Source organism: uncultured Sphingomonas sp., assembly GCF_902806265.1.
In the GTDB taxonomy this organism is placed as follows: Bacteria; Pseudomonadota; Alphaproteobacteria; order Sphingomonadales; family Sphingomonadaceae; genus Sphingomicrobium.
On the sequence record NZ_CADCVZ010000015.1, the window covers coordinates 53706 to 71103 of the forward strand.

The following is a 17398-nucleotide window of genomic DNA, read 5'->3' on the forward strand; positions in this document are numbered from 1 at the left end:
TGTTACTCCTGAGCCCCGCAGGGCCTGAGTTCGAAACTTGTTTTCTCGTCTTGCTGAACTCGTTCCGGCATCCATCCCTCAGCGCGAACCGCAGCTCGGGCGAAAGGATGGACCCTGAAACAAGTTCAAGGCGACAGCGCTAGGCCGTCACTCCGCCGCCAGCGCCGGCGGCTCGTCGTCCAGATTGTCAACGCTGTTCAGTTCGACGTTGAGGCCCAGCGACCGCATCTCCTTCACCAGCACGTTGAAGCTCTCGGGAATGCCGGCTTCGAACGTGTCGTCGCCCTTGACGATCGCCTCGTAGACCTTGGTGCGGCCGATCACGTCGTCTGACTTCACCGTCAGCATTTCCTGCAGCGTGTAGGCGGCGCCGTAGGCCTGGAGCGCCCACACCTCCATCTCGCCGAAGCGCTGGCCGCCGAACTGCGCCTTGCCGCCCAGCGGCTGCTGGGTGACGAGGGAGTAGGGGCCGATGGAGCGCGCGTGGATCTTGTCGTCCACCAGGTGGTGCAGCTTCAGCATATAGATATAGCCCACCGTCACCTTGCGATCGAACGGCTCGCCGCTGCGGCCGTCGAACAGGGTGACCTGGCCCGACGGATCGAGACCCGCCTTCTCCAGCATGAAAGCCACATCCGGTTCGCGCGCACCGTCGAACACCGGAGTCCCCATCGGCAGGCCGCCGACCAGGTTGCGGGCAAGCTCCATCACGCCGTCGTCGTCGCGCGCGTCGATGGCGCCGTCGTATTGCTCGCCGTACATATCCTTGAGCTTGGTTCGAACGTCACCGACGTCTTGTCCGGCCAGCCCGGCACCGCGGTGGTGCATCTCCTCGAGCATGTCTCCGATCTGCTTGCCCAGGCCGCGCGCGGCCCAGCCCAAGTGCGTCTCGAAGATCTGCCCGACGTTCATGCGTGAAGGCACGCCCAGCGGGTTGAGCACGATGTCGACCGGGGTGCCGTCCTCCAGAAACGGCATGTCCTCGTTCGGCAGGATGCGGCTGATCACGCCCTTGTTGCCGTGACGGCCGGCCATCTTGTCGCCCGGCTGCAGCTTGCGCTTCACCGCTACGAACACCTTGACCATCTTCAGCACGCCCGGGGGCAGCTCGTCGCCCGCCTCCAGCTTGCCGACGCGGTCCTCGAACTTGCGGGTGATCACGCCCGCGGCCTCGTCGTACTGCGCCTTCAGCGCCTCGATATCGGCCTGGCGGGCGTCGTCCTTGACGGCGATCTTCCACCAGTCGTGCTTCTCGACCGCCTCCAGCGTGGCATCATCCAGGGTCGCGCCCTTCTTGAGGGTCTTGGGAGCCGCGGTCGCGACCTGACCGAGCAGCATTTCCTTGAGGCGCGCAAAGGTCGCGCGGTTCAGGATCGAACGCTCCGACTCGGCATCTAGCCGCAGCCGGTCCTTTTCCTCGGTCTGGATGGCGCGGGTACGGTCGTCGATGTCGATGCCATGGCGGTTGAACACCCGCACCTCGACCACCGTGCCGGTGACGCCCGGCGGCAGCCGGAGCGAGGTGTCGCGCACGTCCGAAGCCTTTTCGCCGAAGATCGCGCGGAGGAGCTTCTCCTCCGGTGTCATCGGCGACTCGCCCTTGGGCGTGATCTTGCCGCACAGGATGTCGCCCGGCTCGACCTCGGCGCCGATGTAGACGATGCCCGCCTCGTCGAGGTTGCGCAGCGCTTCCTCGCCGACGTTGGGAATGTCGCGGGTGATGTCCTCCGGCCCAAGCTTGGTGTCGCGGGCCATGACCTCGAACTCTTCGATGTGGATCGAGGTGAAGACGTCGTCCTTAACGATCCGCTCGGAAATCAGGATCGAGTCCTCATAATTGTAGCCGTTCCAGGGCATGAACGCGACGAGGACGTTGCGGCCGAGCGCGAGCTCACCGAACTGGGTCGAGGGACCGTCCGCGATGGTGTCGCCGGCCTGCACCGTGTCACCCACCTTCACCAGCGGACGCTGGTTGATGCAGGTGTTCTGGTTGGAGCGCTGGAACTTCATCAGCGTGTAGATGTCGACACCGCTATCGCCCGGGCGAAGCTCGCCGGTGACGCGCACGACAATGCGGGTCGCGTCCACCTGGTCGACAATGCCGGGACGGCGGGCGGCGATGGCAGCGCCCGAGTCGCGGGCAACCGTTTCCTCCATGCCGGTGCCGACGAGCGGCGCGTCGGCTTGCAGCAGCGGCACCGCCTGGCGCTGCATGTTGGAGCCCATCAGCGCCCGGTTGGCGTCATCGTTCTCAAGGAACGGGATCAGCGAAGCCGCGACCGACACCAGCTGCTTGGGGCTGACGTCCATCAACGTGATCTGCTCGCGCGGCGCAATCAGGAAGTCGCCCGCCCGCCTCGAGGAAATGATCTCCTCGGCGAAGCTGCCGTCCGGATTGATCTCGGCATTCGCCTGAGCGATGGTGTGCTTGGCTTCTTCCATCGCCGATAGATAGACGACCTCGTCGGTCACCTTGTGGTCGACGACCTTGCGGTACGGCGTTTCGATGAAGCCGTACTTGTTGACCCGGCTGAAGCTGGCGAGGCTGTTGATTAGGCCGATGTTCGGCCCTTCCGGAGTCTCGATCGGACAGATGCGGCCATAGTGGGTCGGATGGACGTCGCGAACCTCGAAGCCCGCGCGCTCACGAGTCAGACCGCCGGGCCCGAGCGCCGAAACGCGGCGCTTGTGGGTCACTTCGGACAGCGGGTTCGTCTGGTCCATGAACTGCGACAGCTGCGAGGAGCCGAAGAACTCCCGCACCGCGGCCACCGCCGGCTTGGCGTTGATGAGGTCGTTCGGCATGACGGTCGACACGTCGACGCTGCTCATCCGCTCCTTGACCGCGCGCTCCATCCGCAGCAGGCCGACGCGATACTGGTTCTCGAGCAGCTCGCCGACCGAACGGACGCGGCGGTTGGCGAGGTTGTCGATGTCGTCGATGTCGCCCTTGCCGTCCTTGAGGTTCACCAGCTCCTTAACCACCGCCAGTATGTCCTCGCGGCGGAGCGTGGTGACCGTGTCCTCGGCGTCGAGGCCGAGGCGCATGTTGAGCTTGACCCGGCCCACGGCCGACAGGTCGTATCGCTCCGGATCGAAGAACAGGCCGTAGAACAGCGCGTCCGCGGTCTCGCGGGTCGGCGGCTCGCCCGGGCGCATTACGCGATAGATGTCGCTCAGCGCCTGGTCGCCGTCCTCGGCCTTGTCGGCCTTCAGAGTGTTGCGGATCCAGGGACCGGTGTTGACGTAATCGATGTCGAGCAGCTCGAGGCGGTCGACGCCGGCCTTGTCGAGCTTCTCCAGCTTCTCGGCATTCACCTCGTCGCCGGCCTCGATGTAGATCTCGCCCGTGCTCTCGTTGATCAGGTCATAGGCGGAGAAACGGCCGAAGATCTCCTCGGTCGGGATGATAAGGTTTTGAAGGCCTTCCTTGGCCGCCTGGTTGGCGCGACGGGGAGTGATCTTCTCGCCGGCCTTGAACACGACCTCGCCCGAGTCCGCGTTAGCGACGTCGTAGGTCGGCTTCTGGCCGCGCCATTGCTCGGCGACATAGGGAATTTGCCAGCCGTTCGGCCCGCGGCCGTAGCTGACGGTGTTGTAGAACTCGGCCAAGATGTCCTCGGACGACAGGCCAAGCGCGTGCAGCAGCGCCGTCACCGGCAGCTTGCGCTTGCGGTCGATGCGGACGTTAACGATGTCCTTGGCATCGAACTCGAAATCGAGCCAGCTGCCCCGGTAGGGGATTACGCGCGCGGCAAACAGATACTTGCCCGAGGCGTGGGTCTTGCCGCGGTCATGGTCGAACAGCACGCCCGGCGAGCGGTGCATCTGCGACACGATGACGCGCTCGGTGCCGTTGACGATGAAGGTGCCGTTCCACGTCATGAGCGGCATGTCACCCATGTAGACGTCCTGCTCCTTGATATCGATCACCGACTTGGCTTCGGTGTCGGGATCAATCTCGAACGAGGTCAAGCGCAGGGTGACGCGCATCGGCGCAGCGTAGGTCAGGCCACGCTGGCGGCATTCCTCGGTGTCGAACTTCGGCTCCTCCAGGACATAATGGTCGAAGTCGAGGTGCGCGGTGCCGGCGAAATCCTGAATCGGGAAGACCGAGCGCAGCGTCTTCTCGAGGCCCGAAACATAGCCGATGCTCGGGTCGGAGCGGAGGAACTGTTCGTAAGACTCGCGCTGAACCTCGATGAGGTTCGGCATCTCGCTGATCTCGTGGATGTTGCCGAAGATCTTGCGGATGCGCCGCGAGTTGGTCTTGACCCCACTGGAGGTGTTGTGGGGAGCGTCGATCGCCTTGGTCGCCATGTGTTTCCCTGCGCTTGGGGCGCACGGCATCGCCGCGGGCCCCGTCAAGTCCGGCGCGGTTCCTGTAAACTCCCCGCCATACGTGCAGGCCGATGCGCGGTGCGGCCCGTGTCCCGGCGGGGACAGGAAAAAGCTCCGGACGCACGACCTTGTGCGGCGGAGCCGATATGTGTTGGATAGCTCCTATATACGCCGCCGCCCGGCGATTGGAAGGGGCAAAGCAACCAAAGCCGTTCCGGGCAGTTAGCGGGGCGACCAGCCGTTCACAGGAGTTCCCATGCGCTTAGCCTTGCTCGCCCCCGCTGCCCTGTTGCTCGCCGCCTGCGGTCAGACCACCGGCGAGATCGCGCAGGAGGATCCGGCCGAGGCGCTGCGCAACGCCGCCAACCAGTCGGATCCCGCGGCGGCCCAGGTCCTGCGGGAACGGGCCAACCAGATGGAGGCGACCGGCACCAACAGCTACCAGGCGGCGGAGCAGGCGCTGCAGCAGGGTGGGGTCGCGCAGGTCGCGAACGCGCAGGGCGCAGCGTCCCGACCGCCTTCCGGCAGCGTTCAGGCTCGCCCGAACCTTCCGCAGAACTCGAACCGGAAGGACGGTACCGTGCCACCCGACCGGATGGTCGGCACCACTAAGGAGCCTGGCATGCAGATGGGCGGGGAACAGAAACAACCCCAGCCGAGCGGCGGGCAGCGGTAAGGCGACAGGCATTCATGGCAAAAAGGGCGGCCCCGGTGGGAGCCGCCCTTGTTCTTTGCTGAGCTAGGACCCCCGCGGTGGCGAGGGTAACTCTGCGCAGCCCCTTGCGGGGCCACTTAGTTACTTCAGCTCGACGGTGCCGCCGGCGTCCTCGATCTGCTTCTTGATCTTCTCGGCCTCGTCCTTGCCGATGCCTTCCTTGACGGCCTTGGGAGCACCCTCGACCAGCGCCTTGGCTTCGCCCAGGCCCAGGCCGGTGATGGCGCGGACTTCCTTGATGACGTTGATCTTCTTGCCACCGTCACCGGTGAGGATCACGTCGAATTCGGTCTTCTCTTCCTCTGCAGGGGCAGCCGGGCCACCCGCGGCCGGGCCGGCAACGGCGACGGCAGCGGCGGCCGAAACGCCCCACTTCTCTTCCAGCGCCTTGGCGAGGTCCGCAGCCTCAAGGACGGTAAGCGCCGACAGCTGGTCGACGAGGTTCTGAATGTCAGCCATTTTCTACTCCTGTGCGGGGCAAGGCCCCTTTTATCGTGCGTTGATGAAAGCTTATGCGGCTTCCGCGGCGTCAGCCGCGTAGGCGCCGAAGACCCGTGCCAGCATCGCGCCCGGCTCGTTGATGGTCCGCGCGATCTTGCTCGCAGGCGCTTGTACGAGGCCCACGATGGTTGCGCGAAGTTCATCCAAGCTCGGGAGCTCGGCCAGCGCCCTGATCCCGTTCACGTCCAGAACGGTGTCGCCCATCGCTCCGCCAAGAATCTCGAACTTGTCGGTCGTCTTGGCGAAGTCCACCGCCACCTTGGCGGCGGCGACGGGGTCGGGCGAGGTGGCCAGCGCGGTTGGGCCCTTCAGCAGGTCGCCGATGGGCTGGTAGCGCGTGCCGTCCAGCGCGATCAGGGCAAGGCGGTTCTTCGCAACCTTGAACTGCGCCCCGGCGTCGCGCATCCTTAGGCGCAGATCGGTGGACTGAGCCACCGACAGGCCGAGATTGCGGGTGACCACCACCACGCTGGTCTCGACGAACACCTGCTTCAGCTCGGCAACCAGATCCGCTTTTTCATTGCGATCCATGCCCACTCCAATGTTTCACCCGCGACGGTGTCGCGGGCGAGGTTCAAACAACTTGGGGGCAACCGCCTCCAAGCACTGTCCGTGGGGTCGGGTGATCGAGGTGCGGTGCAACGCACGAACGGGCGCAAGCAAGCGCCCGGATGATCTCTCTTCCCCGTCTAGGTTGGCGATTAAGGCCTTGCGGCCACCAACTGTCTCGGACGGCGCCCCGGCAAGCCGGAGCAGCGCGGGCCTATAGCGGATAATCGCAGCGGATCAAGCTGCCTGCTGCGCTTCGGGGAAGGTGGGGCCGCGGCGGAACTGAAGGAGGACAGCCGCGGCCCGAGGGAGGACAAGTCAGAAGGCCGAGGGCGCCCGTACGGCAATAGCGACTTCGGGCAGGCTGGTGGTGCCGCTCGCTGCAAGCTGCTCCGCCCGAGCGATCGCCCGCGCCATCTGCGGCTTGGCTCCCTGCCAGGCCACCGACCGGCATGCCTGGCGCTGGGTGCGCAGGCCGGTGAAATCGAGCGGCGCACAAACCATGCCAACTGCCGAGCGCACGCGGGAAGTCAGCCTTTTCTGACCGGAAGCGTTGGCCAGGTTGAGGTCGCGGTGGCTGACCCGTTCGGTGATCTGATCGTCCTGAGTCCGCTCGCCGATCACCTGGAGCGGAGCCTGCGCGCTGGCAGGGGCGGTTGCCGCTGCAACGGCGAGCGTGAGGGACGCCGTGAGGAAAAGCTGCTTGGTCATGTTCGATCTCCCGCTGTATTCGGGAGGGGCATGCGACCGTTGGGTCTGGCGTGCATCTGTTGTTCGGCGAGCAAGAGGCCCAGGATCGGCAGGCGGGAAATGCCGTCGCAAACCGCCAGGAGCCGTCGACGGAGCGACAAACGGCTGGCTCCGCGCTCGAACCCGCATGCGCTTTGATCGTTGAACCGGTGAGACTTCAGTCAGGGAGGATCAGCATGTCCGGTTACCGCGGCGACGGCTATGGGGCGCACGGCGATCACGGCGACGAGACTTTCCGCTTCGGCGAAGGCGACGACAAACGAGGGCGGCGAGGGCCCGAACCGGACGGCGATCGATCGTTCTGGAATCGGGAACCGCGCCAGGGCGCCGGGCGAGGCAATCTGATGGGCCACTCGGAAGAACGGGTACGGGAATGGCTCGGCCGCGAAGATGGAATGCGGCCCGGTGGCGAGAGGCTGGCCGACGATCCCCGCGCGGTCGCCGCAGCCGACGATTGGCGCCGCCAACATGGCCGCGAGGGCTACGAGGGCAGCTATGCCCGGCACGACGAGCCTTATGGGAGCTACCGCCAGCGCCACCTCGACGAGCTCGACCGCGACTATCACGCGTGGTGCCGCGAGCAGGAACAGCAGTTCGGCCGCGATTTCGGCAGCTGGCGTCAGCAGCGTGCGGGGCGGACGACCGACGGGTCAGTGGAGTTCGGTTCGGAAGAATAACACCCGTTGCTGTGTGGATGACCGGCAATGAGCGACTCGCGGGAGCGGGGCGCTTAGCTGAGCTGGCGTCCGCTGTGCGGACCGGCGCCCTGCCATGCTACGCGCCTCGCTCCGGCGCAGGGGCAGAGGGACTCGAACCCACGACCCTCGGTTTTGGAGACCGATGCTCTACCAACTGAGCTATACCCCTAGGCGCGGCGGGGAGGTAGCTTGGCCGGGAACGCGGTGCAAGGGGCGTGCTTGAAGCCTTCGCCCAACCGCGCTACATCGCCCTTCGTTCGAGGTCCGGCGGAGCCATCCGCGGACCTCGTTTTTCTATCTGCCAGAAAGTTGGAGCAGCCGTGGCCAAGACGTCTCCAGGCGAGTTCATCCGCCAGGTCCGCGTGGAAGCGCGCAAGGTGGTGTGGCCGACGGGCAAGGAGACCTGGGTGACGGCGGTGATGGTGTTTATCATGACTGCGCTGCTTGCCGCCTTCTTCTTCGGCGTCGACAGCTTCTTCTCCGCGATCGTCCAGTTCCTCCTCGGCCTCCTCGGCTGATCCTCACTTCCGTAGGTTAGAACCCCATGTCCCGCTGGTATATCATCCACGCCTATTCCGGTTTCGAGAACAAGGTTCGCGAGTCGATCCAGAGCGAGGCCAGGCGCCTTGGACTCGAGCAGCTGGTCGAGTCGGTCGAGGTCCCGACCGAGAAGGTGACCGAGATCCGGCGGGGCAAGAAGGTCACCTCCGACCGCAAGTTCTTTCCCGGCTATGTGCTGGCCAAGCTGGCGATGAACGACGACGTCTACCATCTGGTGCGCAACACGCCCAAGGTAACGGGCTTCCTGGGGCCGAACGGCAAGCCGCAGGCGATCAGCGAAGCGGAAGCGGCGCGCATCCTCAACACCAAGGAGGAGGCCGCAGCGGCCGCGCCCAAGGCCAAGATTAACGTCGATTATGAGATCGGCGATGCGGTCAAGGTGTTGGAAGGGCCGTTCGCAAGCTTCAACGGAACTGTGGAGGAGCTCGACTTCGACCGCGGCCGGGTCAAGGTCGGCGTGTCCATCTTCGGTCGCGCGACGCCGGTGGAGCTCGAGTTCGAGCAGGTCGAGCGGGTCAAGTAGGGCAGCCCGCCCGCCAAGCTTCCGGTCAAACGGGAGGATGCGGTTCGCACCCTCCCAGACTCATAGTCAGCTAATGCGTTGACCCTCACCGCCATCCCGAAGCGTCCGACGCGTCATTGTCGGATTGACCGCACCCTTGCGTCCGCCGACCCAGGCGGCGAGTGCGCCGAGCATCAGCGCGATCGCGCTGACCAGCGCTGCGGTCGAGGCTGCATTGGCGGCGGTGTCGGCAGCACGCGGCGCGGACTGCTGCAGCTGATTGCCGAGCTGTTCCACATTGGTGTTCTGAGTGGCGGAAGCGACCCCGGACTGGACCGTGTCGGCCGCGGCATTGGGGTTGTTGGCCGCGGCGGTGGCCACGGTGCTGGTCGCATTGCCGAGTGCCCGCATGGCGCCGCCGACCAGGCCACTGATGGCGCTGGTCAGCAGATAGATCACGATCAGCGAAGTTACTGCCCAGGCGGTGAGCCCGTGCCAGCCGCCGGTAGACTCGCGCGGCTTGCCGGCCAGCCGGCCGGCGGTCCATCCGCCGAGGAATGACGCGATGATCCCGGACAGCACCCACCAAATCCCGGCCCCGATGCCCAGCCCGCTGGCACTCGGGTTGTCGGCCGTACCCGGGTCCAGCGTCGCCAGGCCGATCCCCACGCCCAGCATGTTGAGCAGCAACTGGCTGATCAAGCCCACCGCCACGCCGGCGAACACGGCGCCCCAAGCGATCTGGTTGATCTCAACGGTGCGCAGGTCCTCAGCCGGGGCTACCGGGCTGTAGTGCGGTGCGTCCTTGTCGCCGCGCGCACGCGGGGTATCCGGATTACGATCCATGGCTATGCTCTCCCTGTTCTTGGCTTGAGCGATCCCTGACGCGGATGGTTCCTAACGCTCGCTAGCTGGTTACTAGGCAAACGGCCGAGGCGCTGCTAAGGGCACCGCCTTCCGACATCATCGGAGCCGTGCGGGAGGACGCCCAGGCGTTCGCTTGAACCGCTTAACTTCGCGCGCTTGGCTGCTGTTGCACGTCCAGGCGCCACAGAAACGAGAGTGACATGGCCAAGAAGATTACCGGCTATATCAAGCTGCAGGTGCCAGCCGGCGCCGCCAATCCGTCTCCGCCGATCGGCCCAGCCTTGGGTCAGCGCGGCGTCAACATCATGGAATTCTGCAAGCAGTTCAATGCGGCGACGCAGGAGATGGAGAAGGGCGCGCCGACCCCGACGGTGATCACCGTCTACGCCGACCGCTCTTTCTCTTTTGCGATGAAGACCCCGCCGGCGAGCTTCCTGCTCAAGAAGGCGGCCAAGCTGAAGTCGGGCTCCAAGGAGCCGGGCAAGGTCAGCGCCGGCACCATCAAGCGCTCGCAGCTGTCCGAGATCGCGGAAGCGAAGATGAAGGACCTCAACGCCAACGACGTCGAGGCCGCAACGAAGATCATTGAAGGCTCGGCGCGCGCCATGGGCCTCCAGGTGGTGGAGGGCTGAACATGGCCAAGCTGACCAAGAAGCAGAAGAACCAGGCCGACCAGGTCGACCGTGAGAAGCTCTACGCCGTGGACGAAGCGATCGGCCTGGTGAAGAATCTTGCCACCGCCAAATTCGACGAGAGCGTCGAGGTGGCGCTCAACCTCGGCGTCGATCCGCGCCACGCCGACCAGATGGTCCGCGGCGTCGTCAACCTGCCGAAGGGCACCGGCAAGTCGGTCCGCGTGGCGGTGTTCGCGCGCGGCGCTAAGGCCGAGGAAGCCACCGCAGCGGGCGCTGACGTGGTCGGGGCCGAGGACCTGATGGAGACCATCCAGAACGGCCAGATCGACTTCGAGCGCGTGATCGCCACCCCCGACATGATGGGCGTGGTCGGGCGCCTGGGTAAGGTGCTCGGTCCCAAGGGACTGATGCCCAACCCGAAGCTCGGCACCGTCACCATGGACGTGACCAAGGCGGTCACCGACGCGAAAGCGGGTCAGATCGAGTTCCGCGTCGAGAAGGCGGGCATCATCCACGCCGGCATCGGCAAGGCGAGCTTCGCTCAGGAAGACCTGCGCGCCAACTTCGACGCGTTCGTCGACGCCATCGTCCGCGCCAAGCCGGCGGGCGCCAAGGGCAAGTACGTCCAGAAGGCGGCGATCAGCTCGACCATGGGTCCGGGCGTGAAGGTCAGCCTCGAAGAGGTGGCTGGAGCCTGATGCGTCATCCGGCGAAGGCCGGGATCTCTCCACAGCAGAGTGGCGCAGATCGACAGGGATCCCGGCCTGCGCCGGGATGACGGAAGGGGTCGGGGCAGCGATGCTCCGGCCCTTTCCTTTGCCCCGCGCGTTTCCGCCCGTGAAGGAGACAGCCATGATCGACGATCCCCGCGACCCTACTCCGCCCGAAGCCGACATCACGGAGGACGATCCGGAGTTCGGCAACGCGCATCCCTTGTCTTCGCCGGGCGAGCTGGCGGGGACGGCGGACCGGGCGCTGGCGGCGGAGCTGGCGGCGCTTGATCCAGACCCGGACGAGCTGGACGAAGGCGGGATCGGCCCTGCCGCGGGCGACGAACTGGCGAGTAGCTGAGGTCTGGGGCGCAGCCGCCTTTCGTCTCGCGCGTTGGATGCGTGAGAAGGAGATAACCATGACCCAGGATGTATCGAACAAGGGCGGCGGGCTGAACGAACGGGCGCTGGAGCCTGCCACCCGTGAGCCGCTCGGCGGCACGGGCGGCAGCTCGGGCGGCGGAACGATCGGCGGCAGCGGTGATCCCGCGGGCGCAACCGCGGACCAGATGGACGCCGGGCCTGACGGCGTGCCGACCTCGGCTCAGTCCGAGCTGGCCGGAATCATGCACGACCCGGTCGCGGGCGAAGCAGCGGCGCTCGGCGCGGCCGACGGCAGCCTGGCCGATGCGACGGGCGTCGGCGGCACCCTCGACCAGACCTTCGGCGACGCAATCGGCGCGGCGGCGGGCATGGACGTCGGCTCGGGCACGCCGGGCGACAAGGGCGACCTCGGCGGCGGCGGCGCAACGCTCGGCCAAGGCGGCGGCGCCGGGCCGGCAGGGAGCGGCTCGCCGGGAGGCGATAGCCGCCGTTGACGCCGGGGCATGTCGTCCTGCTGGGCGACTCGATCTTCGACAATGCGTCCTATGTGCCGGGCGGGCCCGATGTGGTGCGGCAAGTGCGCGGGACCCTGCCGCCTGGCTGGAAGGCTAACCTGCTGGCCGTGGACGGAGCAGTGGTGGACGGGGTCGCGCGGCAGCTCGGCCGGCTGCCGGACGATGCCAGCCTACTGGTGGTGAGCGTCGGCGGCAACGATGCGCTCGGGGAGTCGCACCTCCTCCGGCAGGGTGCGCGCACGGTAGGCGAGGCCGTCGGCCTGCTCGCCGCGGCCCAGCGGGACTTCACCCGGCGCTACGACGCGATGGCCGAACTCGTCGCCGCACGCGGGCTGCCGGTCGCGCTGTGCACCATCTACGACGGCAACTTCCCGCCGCCGGAAGGCACGGTGATCCGCGCCGCACTGGCCCTGTTTAACGATGTGATCACTCGGGCGGCGTTCGCGCGCGGGCTGCCGCTCATCGACCTGCGGCTGATCTGTGACCGGGCGGAGGACTATGCCAATCCGATTGAGCCCTCGGTCGCCGGCGGCGCCAAGATCGCCGGCGCCATCGCGGCGTTCGCCACGGGAACGGCCGCGGGATCGATGGTGATCGCCCAGCCGCGCGGCTAAGCGGGCGCGATGTCAGGCCGCGAGCAGTTCGACGCTATCATCCTGGGTGCGGGTGGAGCCGGGCTGATGTGCGCCGGCGTGGCCGGGCAGCGCGGTCGGCGCGTGCTGGTGCTCGACCACAATGACGAGCCTGGCCGCAAGATCCTGATCTCGGGCGGCGGACGGTGCAACTTCACCAACCTCGGCACGGTGCCGGACCGCTACCTGTCCGCCAACCTGCATTTCGCCTGGTCCGCGCTCAGCCGTTACACCGCGCACGATTTCCTCGCGCTGGTCGAGACGCACGGCATTGCCTGGCACGAGAAGACGCTCGGGCAGCTGTTCTGCGACGGCTCGGCGCGGCAGATCGTCGCCATGCTGCTGGACGAGTGCGCCATGGGAGCGGTCGCCGTGCGACTGTCGTCCCCGGTCCGCTCGGTGGATCATGCCGACGGGCGCTTCCGTGTCGCGGCTGGCGAAACGGTGGCGGAAGCGCCGAAGCTGGTGATCGCTACCGGCGGTCCCTCGATTCCGAAGCTCGGCGCTAGCGGCTTTGCCTACGAACTGGCCAAGCGCTTCGGCCTCAAGCTGGTCGAGCCGCGCCCGGCGCTGGTGCCGCTGACGCTCGGTGGCGAGGAAGCGCTGTTCCGTACCCTGTCGGGAGTAGCAGCGACCGTCGAAGCGCGCTGCAACGGCGCGAGCTTTCGCGAAGCCGCCCTGTTCACCCACCGCGGCCTCAGCGGTCCCGCGATCCTGCAGGTCAGCAGCTATTGGCGCCACGGGCAGGCCGTCGCGATCGACTTTCTTCCGGACAGCGGGCCGGCGTGGCTGGTTGAAGCGAAGCGCACCCGGCCACGCGCCCGGCCGCGCACGGTGCTCGCCGAGCGCTTGCCCGACCGGCTCGCCGAGACGCTGGGCGAGCGTCTCGGACTTGCCGCGGAACTCGGCAGCCTGACGGACAAGGCGCTGGCGGAGGCGGGTCGCCGTCTCGCCGACTGGCGTTTTCAGCCGAGCGGGACCGAAGGTTTCGCCAAGGCCGAGGTGACGGTCGGCGGCATCGCCACCGAGGGCCTGTCCTCTAAGACGATGGAAGCGCGGCGCTTGCCCGGCCTTTTCGCCATCGGTGAAGCGGTGGACGTCACCGGCTGGCTCGGCGGCTATAATTTCCAATGGGCTTGGGCGAGCGGCTGGGCAGCGGCCCAGGCGCTGTAAGGCATTGCCGACGCGACGAAAGGGCGGACATTCGGGCGTTTCCGAGCGTTCCCTTTTCGACCGCGTTCCCCCTGACGCGGGCCGTTTGGAGGAGTTTATAATGGACCAGATGCAAGGCAGCGCCGACACCGGCACCAAGGACGATACCTACGACATCATCGCCGTGCTCTACCATGCGCTGCAGGGTGCGGAGAATTGCGAACTCTACGCCGATGACGCAGCCGACGATCAAGAGCTCCGGCAGTTCTTCGATCAGGCCGGGCAGCAGCAGCGCCAGCTTGCGGAGCAAGGCAAGCGCCTGCTCCACGACCGCCTGATGCGCGAAGTGCAGGGCGGCAGCAGCGGTTCGGGCAGCGCTTTCAACCAGTTCGGCTCGGGCGGGGGCAGCAGCTCCGGCATGAGCAGCGGCGGCTCGGGCATGGGCTCCGGCATGGCCGGCGGCGCGAGCTCGGGCATGAGCGGCGGCCAGGACATCGGCAGCACGCAGGACGGACAGGGCGGCGGCAGTGCTTACGCCTCGGGCGTCACGCCCAACGCGAGCACGGACGACCAGTCGACCGAGTTCGGCCAGAGCGCGCTCGGCCAGGGCCAGCGCCACAATGAAATGAGCACCGGTGGCGGCGGCACGTCGAGCTTTTAAGAATAGGAGCATGCTTTCCCTGCCCCGGCGGGGAAGGCATGCGTCCGACATCGAAGGGGTCCGTGGCTTAGGCGACGGACCCCTTCCTTATGGGTCGCTAACGCGGGTTGGCGGCGCGCTCGGCCTCGGCCGCCTGCTGCTGACTCTCGATGGCCGTGTCGATCAGCAGCGCGAGCGAGGCGGCAGCCTTGGTCTTCATCGCAAGATCGAGACTGTCGGCCACCTGGCGTCGATGGCGCAGCGCGCGGTATGATGGTGCAAGTTCCACGGGCTCCAAACGCTTCGAGTCCCCCAGCGTTGCAGACGTTACCGTTTCCCGTGCATGATCTGGCGGCGATGTCCGGCCCGTTCCACTTCGACCGTTACCTGCTCGACCCGGAAGATCGCCGACTGTCCCGCGCGGGACAGCCCGTGGAGCTCAGCGGGCGGTACCTGGACGCGCTGGTCCTGCTGGTGCGCGAGGCGGGCAAGCTGGTGACCAAGGACCGGCTGCTGGAGGAGGTGTGGCGCGGCGTTCCGGTGACGGATGAAGCGCTGACCCAGTGCATCCGAACGCTGCGCCGGCAACTGGGCGACAGCGCAGCGGCACCGCGGTTCATCGAAACGGTGCCCAAGCACGGCTACCGCTTCATCGCGGCCGTGCAGGAAGCCGGGGAAGGGCGGGTGTCGGAGCCGCCGGCCACGGAAGTCAGCGGGCCTCGGGTTGCATGGGAGAACGTGCTGCTGCTCGGCGGCGCGGGGATGGTCGGCAGCGGCCTTGGCGGGATCCTGGTCGGCCTGTTCTACGGGTTCGCCGCCGCGGTGCAGCCGCTGGAGCCGGGCATGGGCGCAATCTCCGTGCTGCTGGTGCTGGTGTGCCTGACCATTCTGCTGGGGCTGGCGGCGGGCGCGGGCGTGGGACTGGGGATTGCGGTCGCCCATCTCGCGGCGCCGCGGTCTCTGCCGTGGAGCGTCGTGGGGGGCGCGGCGGGAGGGCTGCTGGTCGGAGCGACGGTCAAGCTCGTCGGTCTGGACGCGTTCAACCTGCTGCTCGGCCAGTCGCCCGGCGACATCACGGGAGCGAGCGAAGGCGCGCTGCTTGGCGCGGCGGCCGGGTTTGCTTACAGCCTGGACCGCGGCTCGGTCCGCCGCACGATAGGGCTGGCCGCAGCTTCCGGCGGGGTCGCGGGACTGCTGATCGCGGCGGCGGGCGGGCGGCTGATGGGCGGCAGCCTCGACCTGCTTGCTCGCCAGTTCCCGGGCTCACGGCTGCAGCTTGGCCGCATCGGAGGCCTGTTCGGCGAGACCGATTACGGAGCCCTCAGTCGGCTGGTGACGAGCGGACTTGAAGGCGCCTTGTTCGGGGCGTTCACCATTGGCGCAATGGTGATCGCTCGCCGCAACCTGGCAGCGGACGGGCGCAGGCGTCAGGCGGCGATGTCGTAGGGCTGGATCTCGCCCGACAGGTACAGGTTGCGCGCCTTGGTGCGCGAAAGCTTGCCCGAACTGGTTCTCGGCAGGGTGCGCGGTGGGATCAGCTCGACCACGGGCGAGATGCCGGTGATGGCGCGGACCCGCTCCTTGATGTCGTTGCGCAGCTTGCCGCGCTCGTCCGGATCGGACACCCGGCAATGTACCAGCACCGCGGGCTGCTCTTCGCCGGACGGACCGGTAATGGCGAAGGCGGCGATGTCGCCGGATTTGAAGCCGGGCAGCTGCTCCACCGCCCACTCGATATCCTGCGGCCAATGGTTGCGGCCATTGATGATGATCATGTCCTTGGCGCGGCCGACGATGAAGATGTAGCCCGCGGACAGGTAGCCCATGTCCCCGGTGTCGAGCCAGCCGTCGGCCATGCAGGCGGCGGTCGCCTCCTCGTCGCGGAAGTAGCCGGCCATGACGCTGGCGCCGCGCACCCAGACCTTGCCTACGGCGCGGTCGGGTAGCGGGGCGCCGCGGTCGTCACGGATCTCGATAGCCATGCCCTCGACCGCCTTGCCGCAGTTGACCACCGCGCGGTAGCGGCGCGGGCGCTCCTGGGCGGAGGTGCCGAGGCCGCTGAGTTCGCTCTCCTCGACCAGCTCGAGCCGGATTCCTTCGCCCGGCGGCATCAAGGACACGGCCAGGGTGGCTTCGGCGAGGCCGTAGCTGGGGCAGAAGGCCTGCGCTTTGAAGCCCGCTCCGGCGAAAGCGTCCACGAACGCTTGCATTACGTCGGGCCGGATCATGTCGGCGCCGTTGCCGGCTATCCGCCAGCGGGACAGGTCGAAGCGGTCGGAGGCCTTGATCTGGCTCGACATGCGGCGCGCGCAGATGTCGTAGCCGAAGGTCGGCGAGTAGGAGAGGGTGGTGCCGGGATTGCGGCTGATGAGGTCGAGCCAGGCCAGCGGGCGACGGGCGAAATCTTCGGTCTTCAGATAATCGACGCTGAGCTGGTTGGCGAGCGGCGACAGCATGCAGCCGACCAGCCCCATGTCGTGGTACCAAGGGAGCCAGCTGACCACCCGGTCGGTGTCCTGCACGCGCAGACCAAGGCCGTGCGCGCGAAGGTTGTCGAGCAGCGCATGGTGGGTGACCGCCACCCCATGCGGGAAGCGGGTCGAGCCGCTGCTATATTGGAGGTAGGCGATCTCGCCCGGGTCGGCCGACGGCAGCTCAGCGGTTGCGGCGGCGACTTCGGCCAGGCTTTCCCAACTGCGACCAGCGACCTTAGCCCGCCCGGCGGCCTGTTCGGCGAACTCGGCAAGTTCCGCGGGATAAAGGAAGAGGCTGGGGGCGCTGCTCTCCAGCATAACCGTGAGCTGATCGACATAAGCGCCGCGACCGCCGAAGCTGGTCGGGAGCGGCAGCGGAACCGGCCACAGCCCGGCGTAGACCGCGCCGAAGAAACAGTCGGCGAACTCGGCTCCGGTTTCGGCGATTAGCGCGACCCGGTCGCCCTTACGCAGCCCGAGCGCCAAAAAGCGGTGGGCGGTTGCGAGCGCGTCCTGGCGCAGCTCGGCATAAGGGTAAGACCGCTCCAGGAGCCCACGCGCATCGTGGAAGTTCATCCCGCGGCGGCCTTTGGCAGCATAGTCGAGGGCTTCGCCCAGGGTGGCGAAGTCCGCAACGCGGCGCGGCTGGCGGTCCAGCGTGGGCGTGGCGCCCGGCGGTGCAAGGTCGGCTGCGGACGGATGATTGCGGTCGAGCACGCCGTGATCCTATGGTTAACAAGCACAAGTCGCACCGGGCGCGAATGCCCGAGCA

19 protein-coding genes, 1 tRNA gene and 1 pseudogene are annotated in these 17398 nt (G+C 67.1%); 13 read left to right on the forward strand and 8 right to left on the reverse strand.

The window, feature by feature from the left end; translation table 11 throughout:
• Positions 1-147: 147 nt before the first annotated feature.
• Positions 148-4320, reverse strand: a complete 4173-nt coding sequence (rpoB, locus tag QZX62_RS03940) for a DNA-directed RNA polymerase subunit beta (protein ID WP_294172284.1) — start codon at positions 4318-4320, stop codon at positions 148-150.
• Positions 4321-4597: 277 nt separating this feature from the next.
• Here rpoB and QZX62_RS03945 point away from each other — a divergent pair, with 277 nt between their 5' ends.
• The gene (locus QZX62_RS03945; RefSeq protein WP_294172285.1) at positions 4598-5017 is read left to right on the forward strand and encodes a hypothetical protein; all 420 of its coding nucleotides are present in this window, start codon (positions 4598-4600) and stop codon (positions 5015-5017) included.
• A 120-nt stretch (positions 5018-5137) separates the two neighbouring features.
• Here QZX62_RS03945 and rplL read toward each other — a convergent pair whose 3' ends face one another.
• The gene (rplL, locus tag QZX62_RS03950; protein ID WP_294172286.1) at positions 5138-5515 is read right to left on the reverse strand and encodes a 50S ribosomal protein L7/L12; all 378 of its coding nucleotides are present in this window, start codon (positions 5513-5515) and stop codon (positions 5138-5140) included.
• Positions 5516-5566: 51 nt separating this feature from the next.
• A complete protein-coding gene (rplJ, locus tag QZX62_RS03955; protein WP_294172288.1) occupies positions 5567-6088 on the reverse strand; it encodes a 50S ribosomal protein L10 in 522 nt (173 codons plus the stop codon).
• Between the two features lie 38 nt (positions 6089-6126).
• Between rplJ and QZX62_RS11835 the strand changes: the two are divergent.
• A pseudogene (locus QZX62_RS11835) lies at positions 6127-6183 on the forward strand (hypothetical protein); the annotation flags it as partial.
• A 241-nt stretch (positions 6184-6424) separates the two neighbouring features.
• Here the strand turns inward: QZX62_RS11835 and QZX62_RS03960 are convergent.
• Positions 6425-6817 carry a UrcA family protein gene (locus QZX62_RS03960; protein WP_294172290.1) on the reverse strand — a complete coding sequence of 131 codons (393 nt, stop codon included), beginning with the start codon at positions 6815-6817 and terminating at the stop codon, positions 6425-6427.
• Positions 6818-7032: 215 nt separating this feature from the next.
• On the opposite strand from QZX62_RS03960, the gene QZX62_RS03965 reads away from it, so the two are divergent.
• Positions 7033-7533, forward strand: a complete 501-nt coding sequence (locus QZX62_RS03965; protein WP_294172292.1) for a hypothetical protein — start codon at positions 7033-7035, stop codon at positions 7531-7533.
• A gap of 117 nt (positions 7534-7650) precedes the next feature.
• Here the strand turns inward: QZX62_RS03965 and QZX62_RS03970 are convergent.
• Positions 7651-7723 (reverse strand) — tRNA-Trp (locus tag QZX62_RS03970).
• Positions 7724-7874: 151 nt separating this feature from the next.
• Here QZX62_RS03970 and secE point away from each other — a divergent pair.
• Together secE and nusG are read left to right on the forward strand one after the other, a co-directional pair.
• Complete coding sequence (gene secE / locus QZX62_RS03975) at positions 7875-8072, forward strand: preprotein translocase subunit SecE (protein ID WP_294172294.1); 198 nt, start codon at positions 7875-7877, stop codon at positions 8070-8072.
• Between the two features lie 26 nt (positions 8073-8098).
• A complete protein-coding gene (gene nusG, locus QZX62_RS03980) occupies positions 8099-8638 on the forward strand; it encodes a transcription termination/antitermination protein NusG (protein WP_294172296.1) in 540 nt (179 codons plus the stop codon).
• 66 nt (positions 8639-8704) lie between these two features.
• Here the strand turns inward: nusG and QZX62_RS03985 are convergent, their stop codons facing one another.
• The gene (locus QZX62_RS03985) at positions 8705-9463 is read right to left on the reverse strand and encodes a hypothetical protein (protein WP_294172299.1); all 759 of its coding nucleotides are present in this window, start codon (positions 9461-9463) and stop codon (positions 8705-8707) included.
• 221 nt (positions 9464-9684) lie between these two features.
• On the opposite strand from QZX62_RS03985, the gene rplK reads away from it, so the two are divergent.
• The 7 genes from rplK (at position 9685) to QZX62_RS04020 (ending at position 14173) form a co-directional block, all read left to right on the forward strand.
• Complete coding sequence (gene rplK, locus QZX62_RS03990; RefSeq protein WP_294172300.1) at positions 9685-10116, forward strand: 50S ribosomal protein L11; 432 nt, start codon at positions 9685-9687, stop codon at positions 10114-10116.
• Positions 10117-10118: 2 nt separating this feature from the next.
• On the forward strand, positions 10119-10817 hold the full coding sequence (gene rplA, locus QZX62_RS03995; RefSeq protein WP_294172302.1) for a 50S ribosomal protein L1: 699 nt from the start codon (positions 10119-10121) through the stop codon (positions 10815-10817).
• A gap of 154 nt (positions 10818-10971) precedes the next feature.
• Positions 10972-11190, forward strand: a complete 219-nt coding sequence (locus QZX62_RS04000; protein WP_294172304.1) for a hypothetical protein — start codon at positions 10972-10974, stop codon at positions 11188-11190.
• Positions 11191-11248: 58 nt separating this feature from the next.
• A complete protein-coding gene (locus QZX62_RS04005; RefSeq protein ID WP_294172306.1) occupies positions 11249-11707 on the forward strand; it encodes a hypothetical protein in 459 nt (152 codons plus the stop codon).
• On the forward strand, positions 11704-12342 hold the full coding sequence (locus QZX62_RS04010) for an SGNH/GDSL hydrolase family protein (RefSeq protein ID WP_294172308.1): 639 nt from the start codon (positions 11704-11706) through the stop codon (positions 12340-12342). Before QZX62_RS04005 ends, QZX62_RS04010 begins: the two co-directional genes overlap by 4 nt.
• 9 nt (positions 12343-12351) lie before the next feature.
• Positions 12352-13533, forward strand: coding sequence for an NAD(P)/FAD-dependent oxidoreductase (locus tag QZX62_RS04015; RefSeq protein WP_294172310.1), 1182 nt, complete (start codon positions 12352-12354; stop codon positions 13531-13533).
• Positions 13534-13633: 100 nt separating this feature from the next.
• A complete protein-coding gene (locus tag QZX62_RS04020; RefSeq protein ID WP_294172312.1) occupies positions 13634-14173 on the forward strand; it encodes a hypothetical protein in 540 nt (179 codons plus the stop codon).
• A gap of 97 nt (positions 14174-14270) precedes the next feature.
• Here QZX62_RS04020 and QZX62_RS04025 read toward each other — a convergent pair whose 3' ends face one another.
• Positions 14271-14396, reverse strand: coding sequence for a hypothetical protein (locus tag QZX62_RS04025; RefSeq protein WP_294172314.1), 126 nt, complete (start codon positions 14394-14396; stop codon positions 14271-14273).
• Between the two features lie 95 nt (positions 14397-14491).
• Here QZX62_RS04025 and QZX62_RS04030 point away from each other — a divergent pair, with 95 nt between their 5' ends.
• A complete protein-coding gene (locus QZX62_RS04030) occupies positions 14492-15598 on the forward strand; it encodes a transcriptional regulator (protein ID WP_294172317.1) in 1107 nt (368 codons plus the stop codon).
• Here the strand turns inward: QZX62_RS04030 and QZX62_RS04035 are convergent.
• Complete coding sequence (locus QZX62_RS04035) at positions 15580-17343, reverse strand: fatty acyl-AMP ligase (RefSeq protein WP_294172319.1); 1764 nt, start codon at positions 17341-17343, stop codon at positions 15580-15582. The two genes, QZX62_RS04030 and QZX62_RS04035, sit on opposite strands and share 19 nt — an antisense overlap.
• Positions 17344-17398 lie beyond the last annotated feature (55 nt).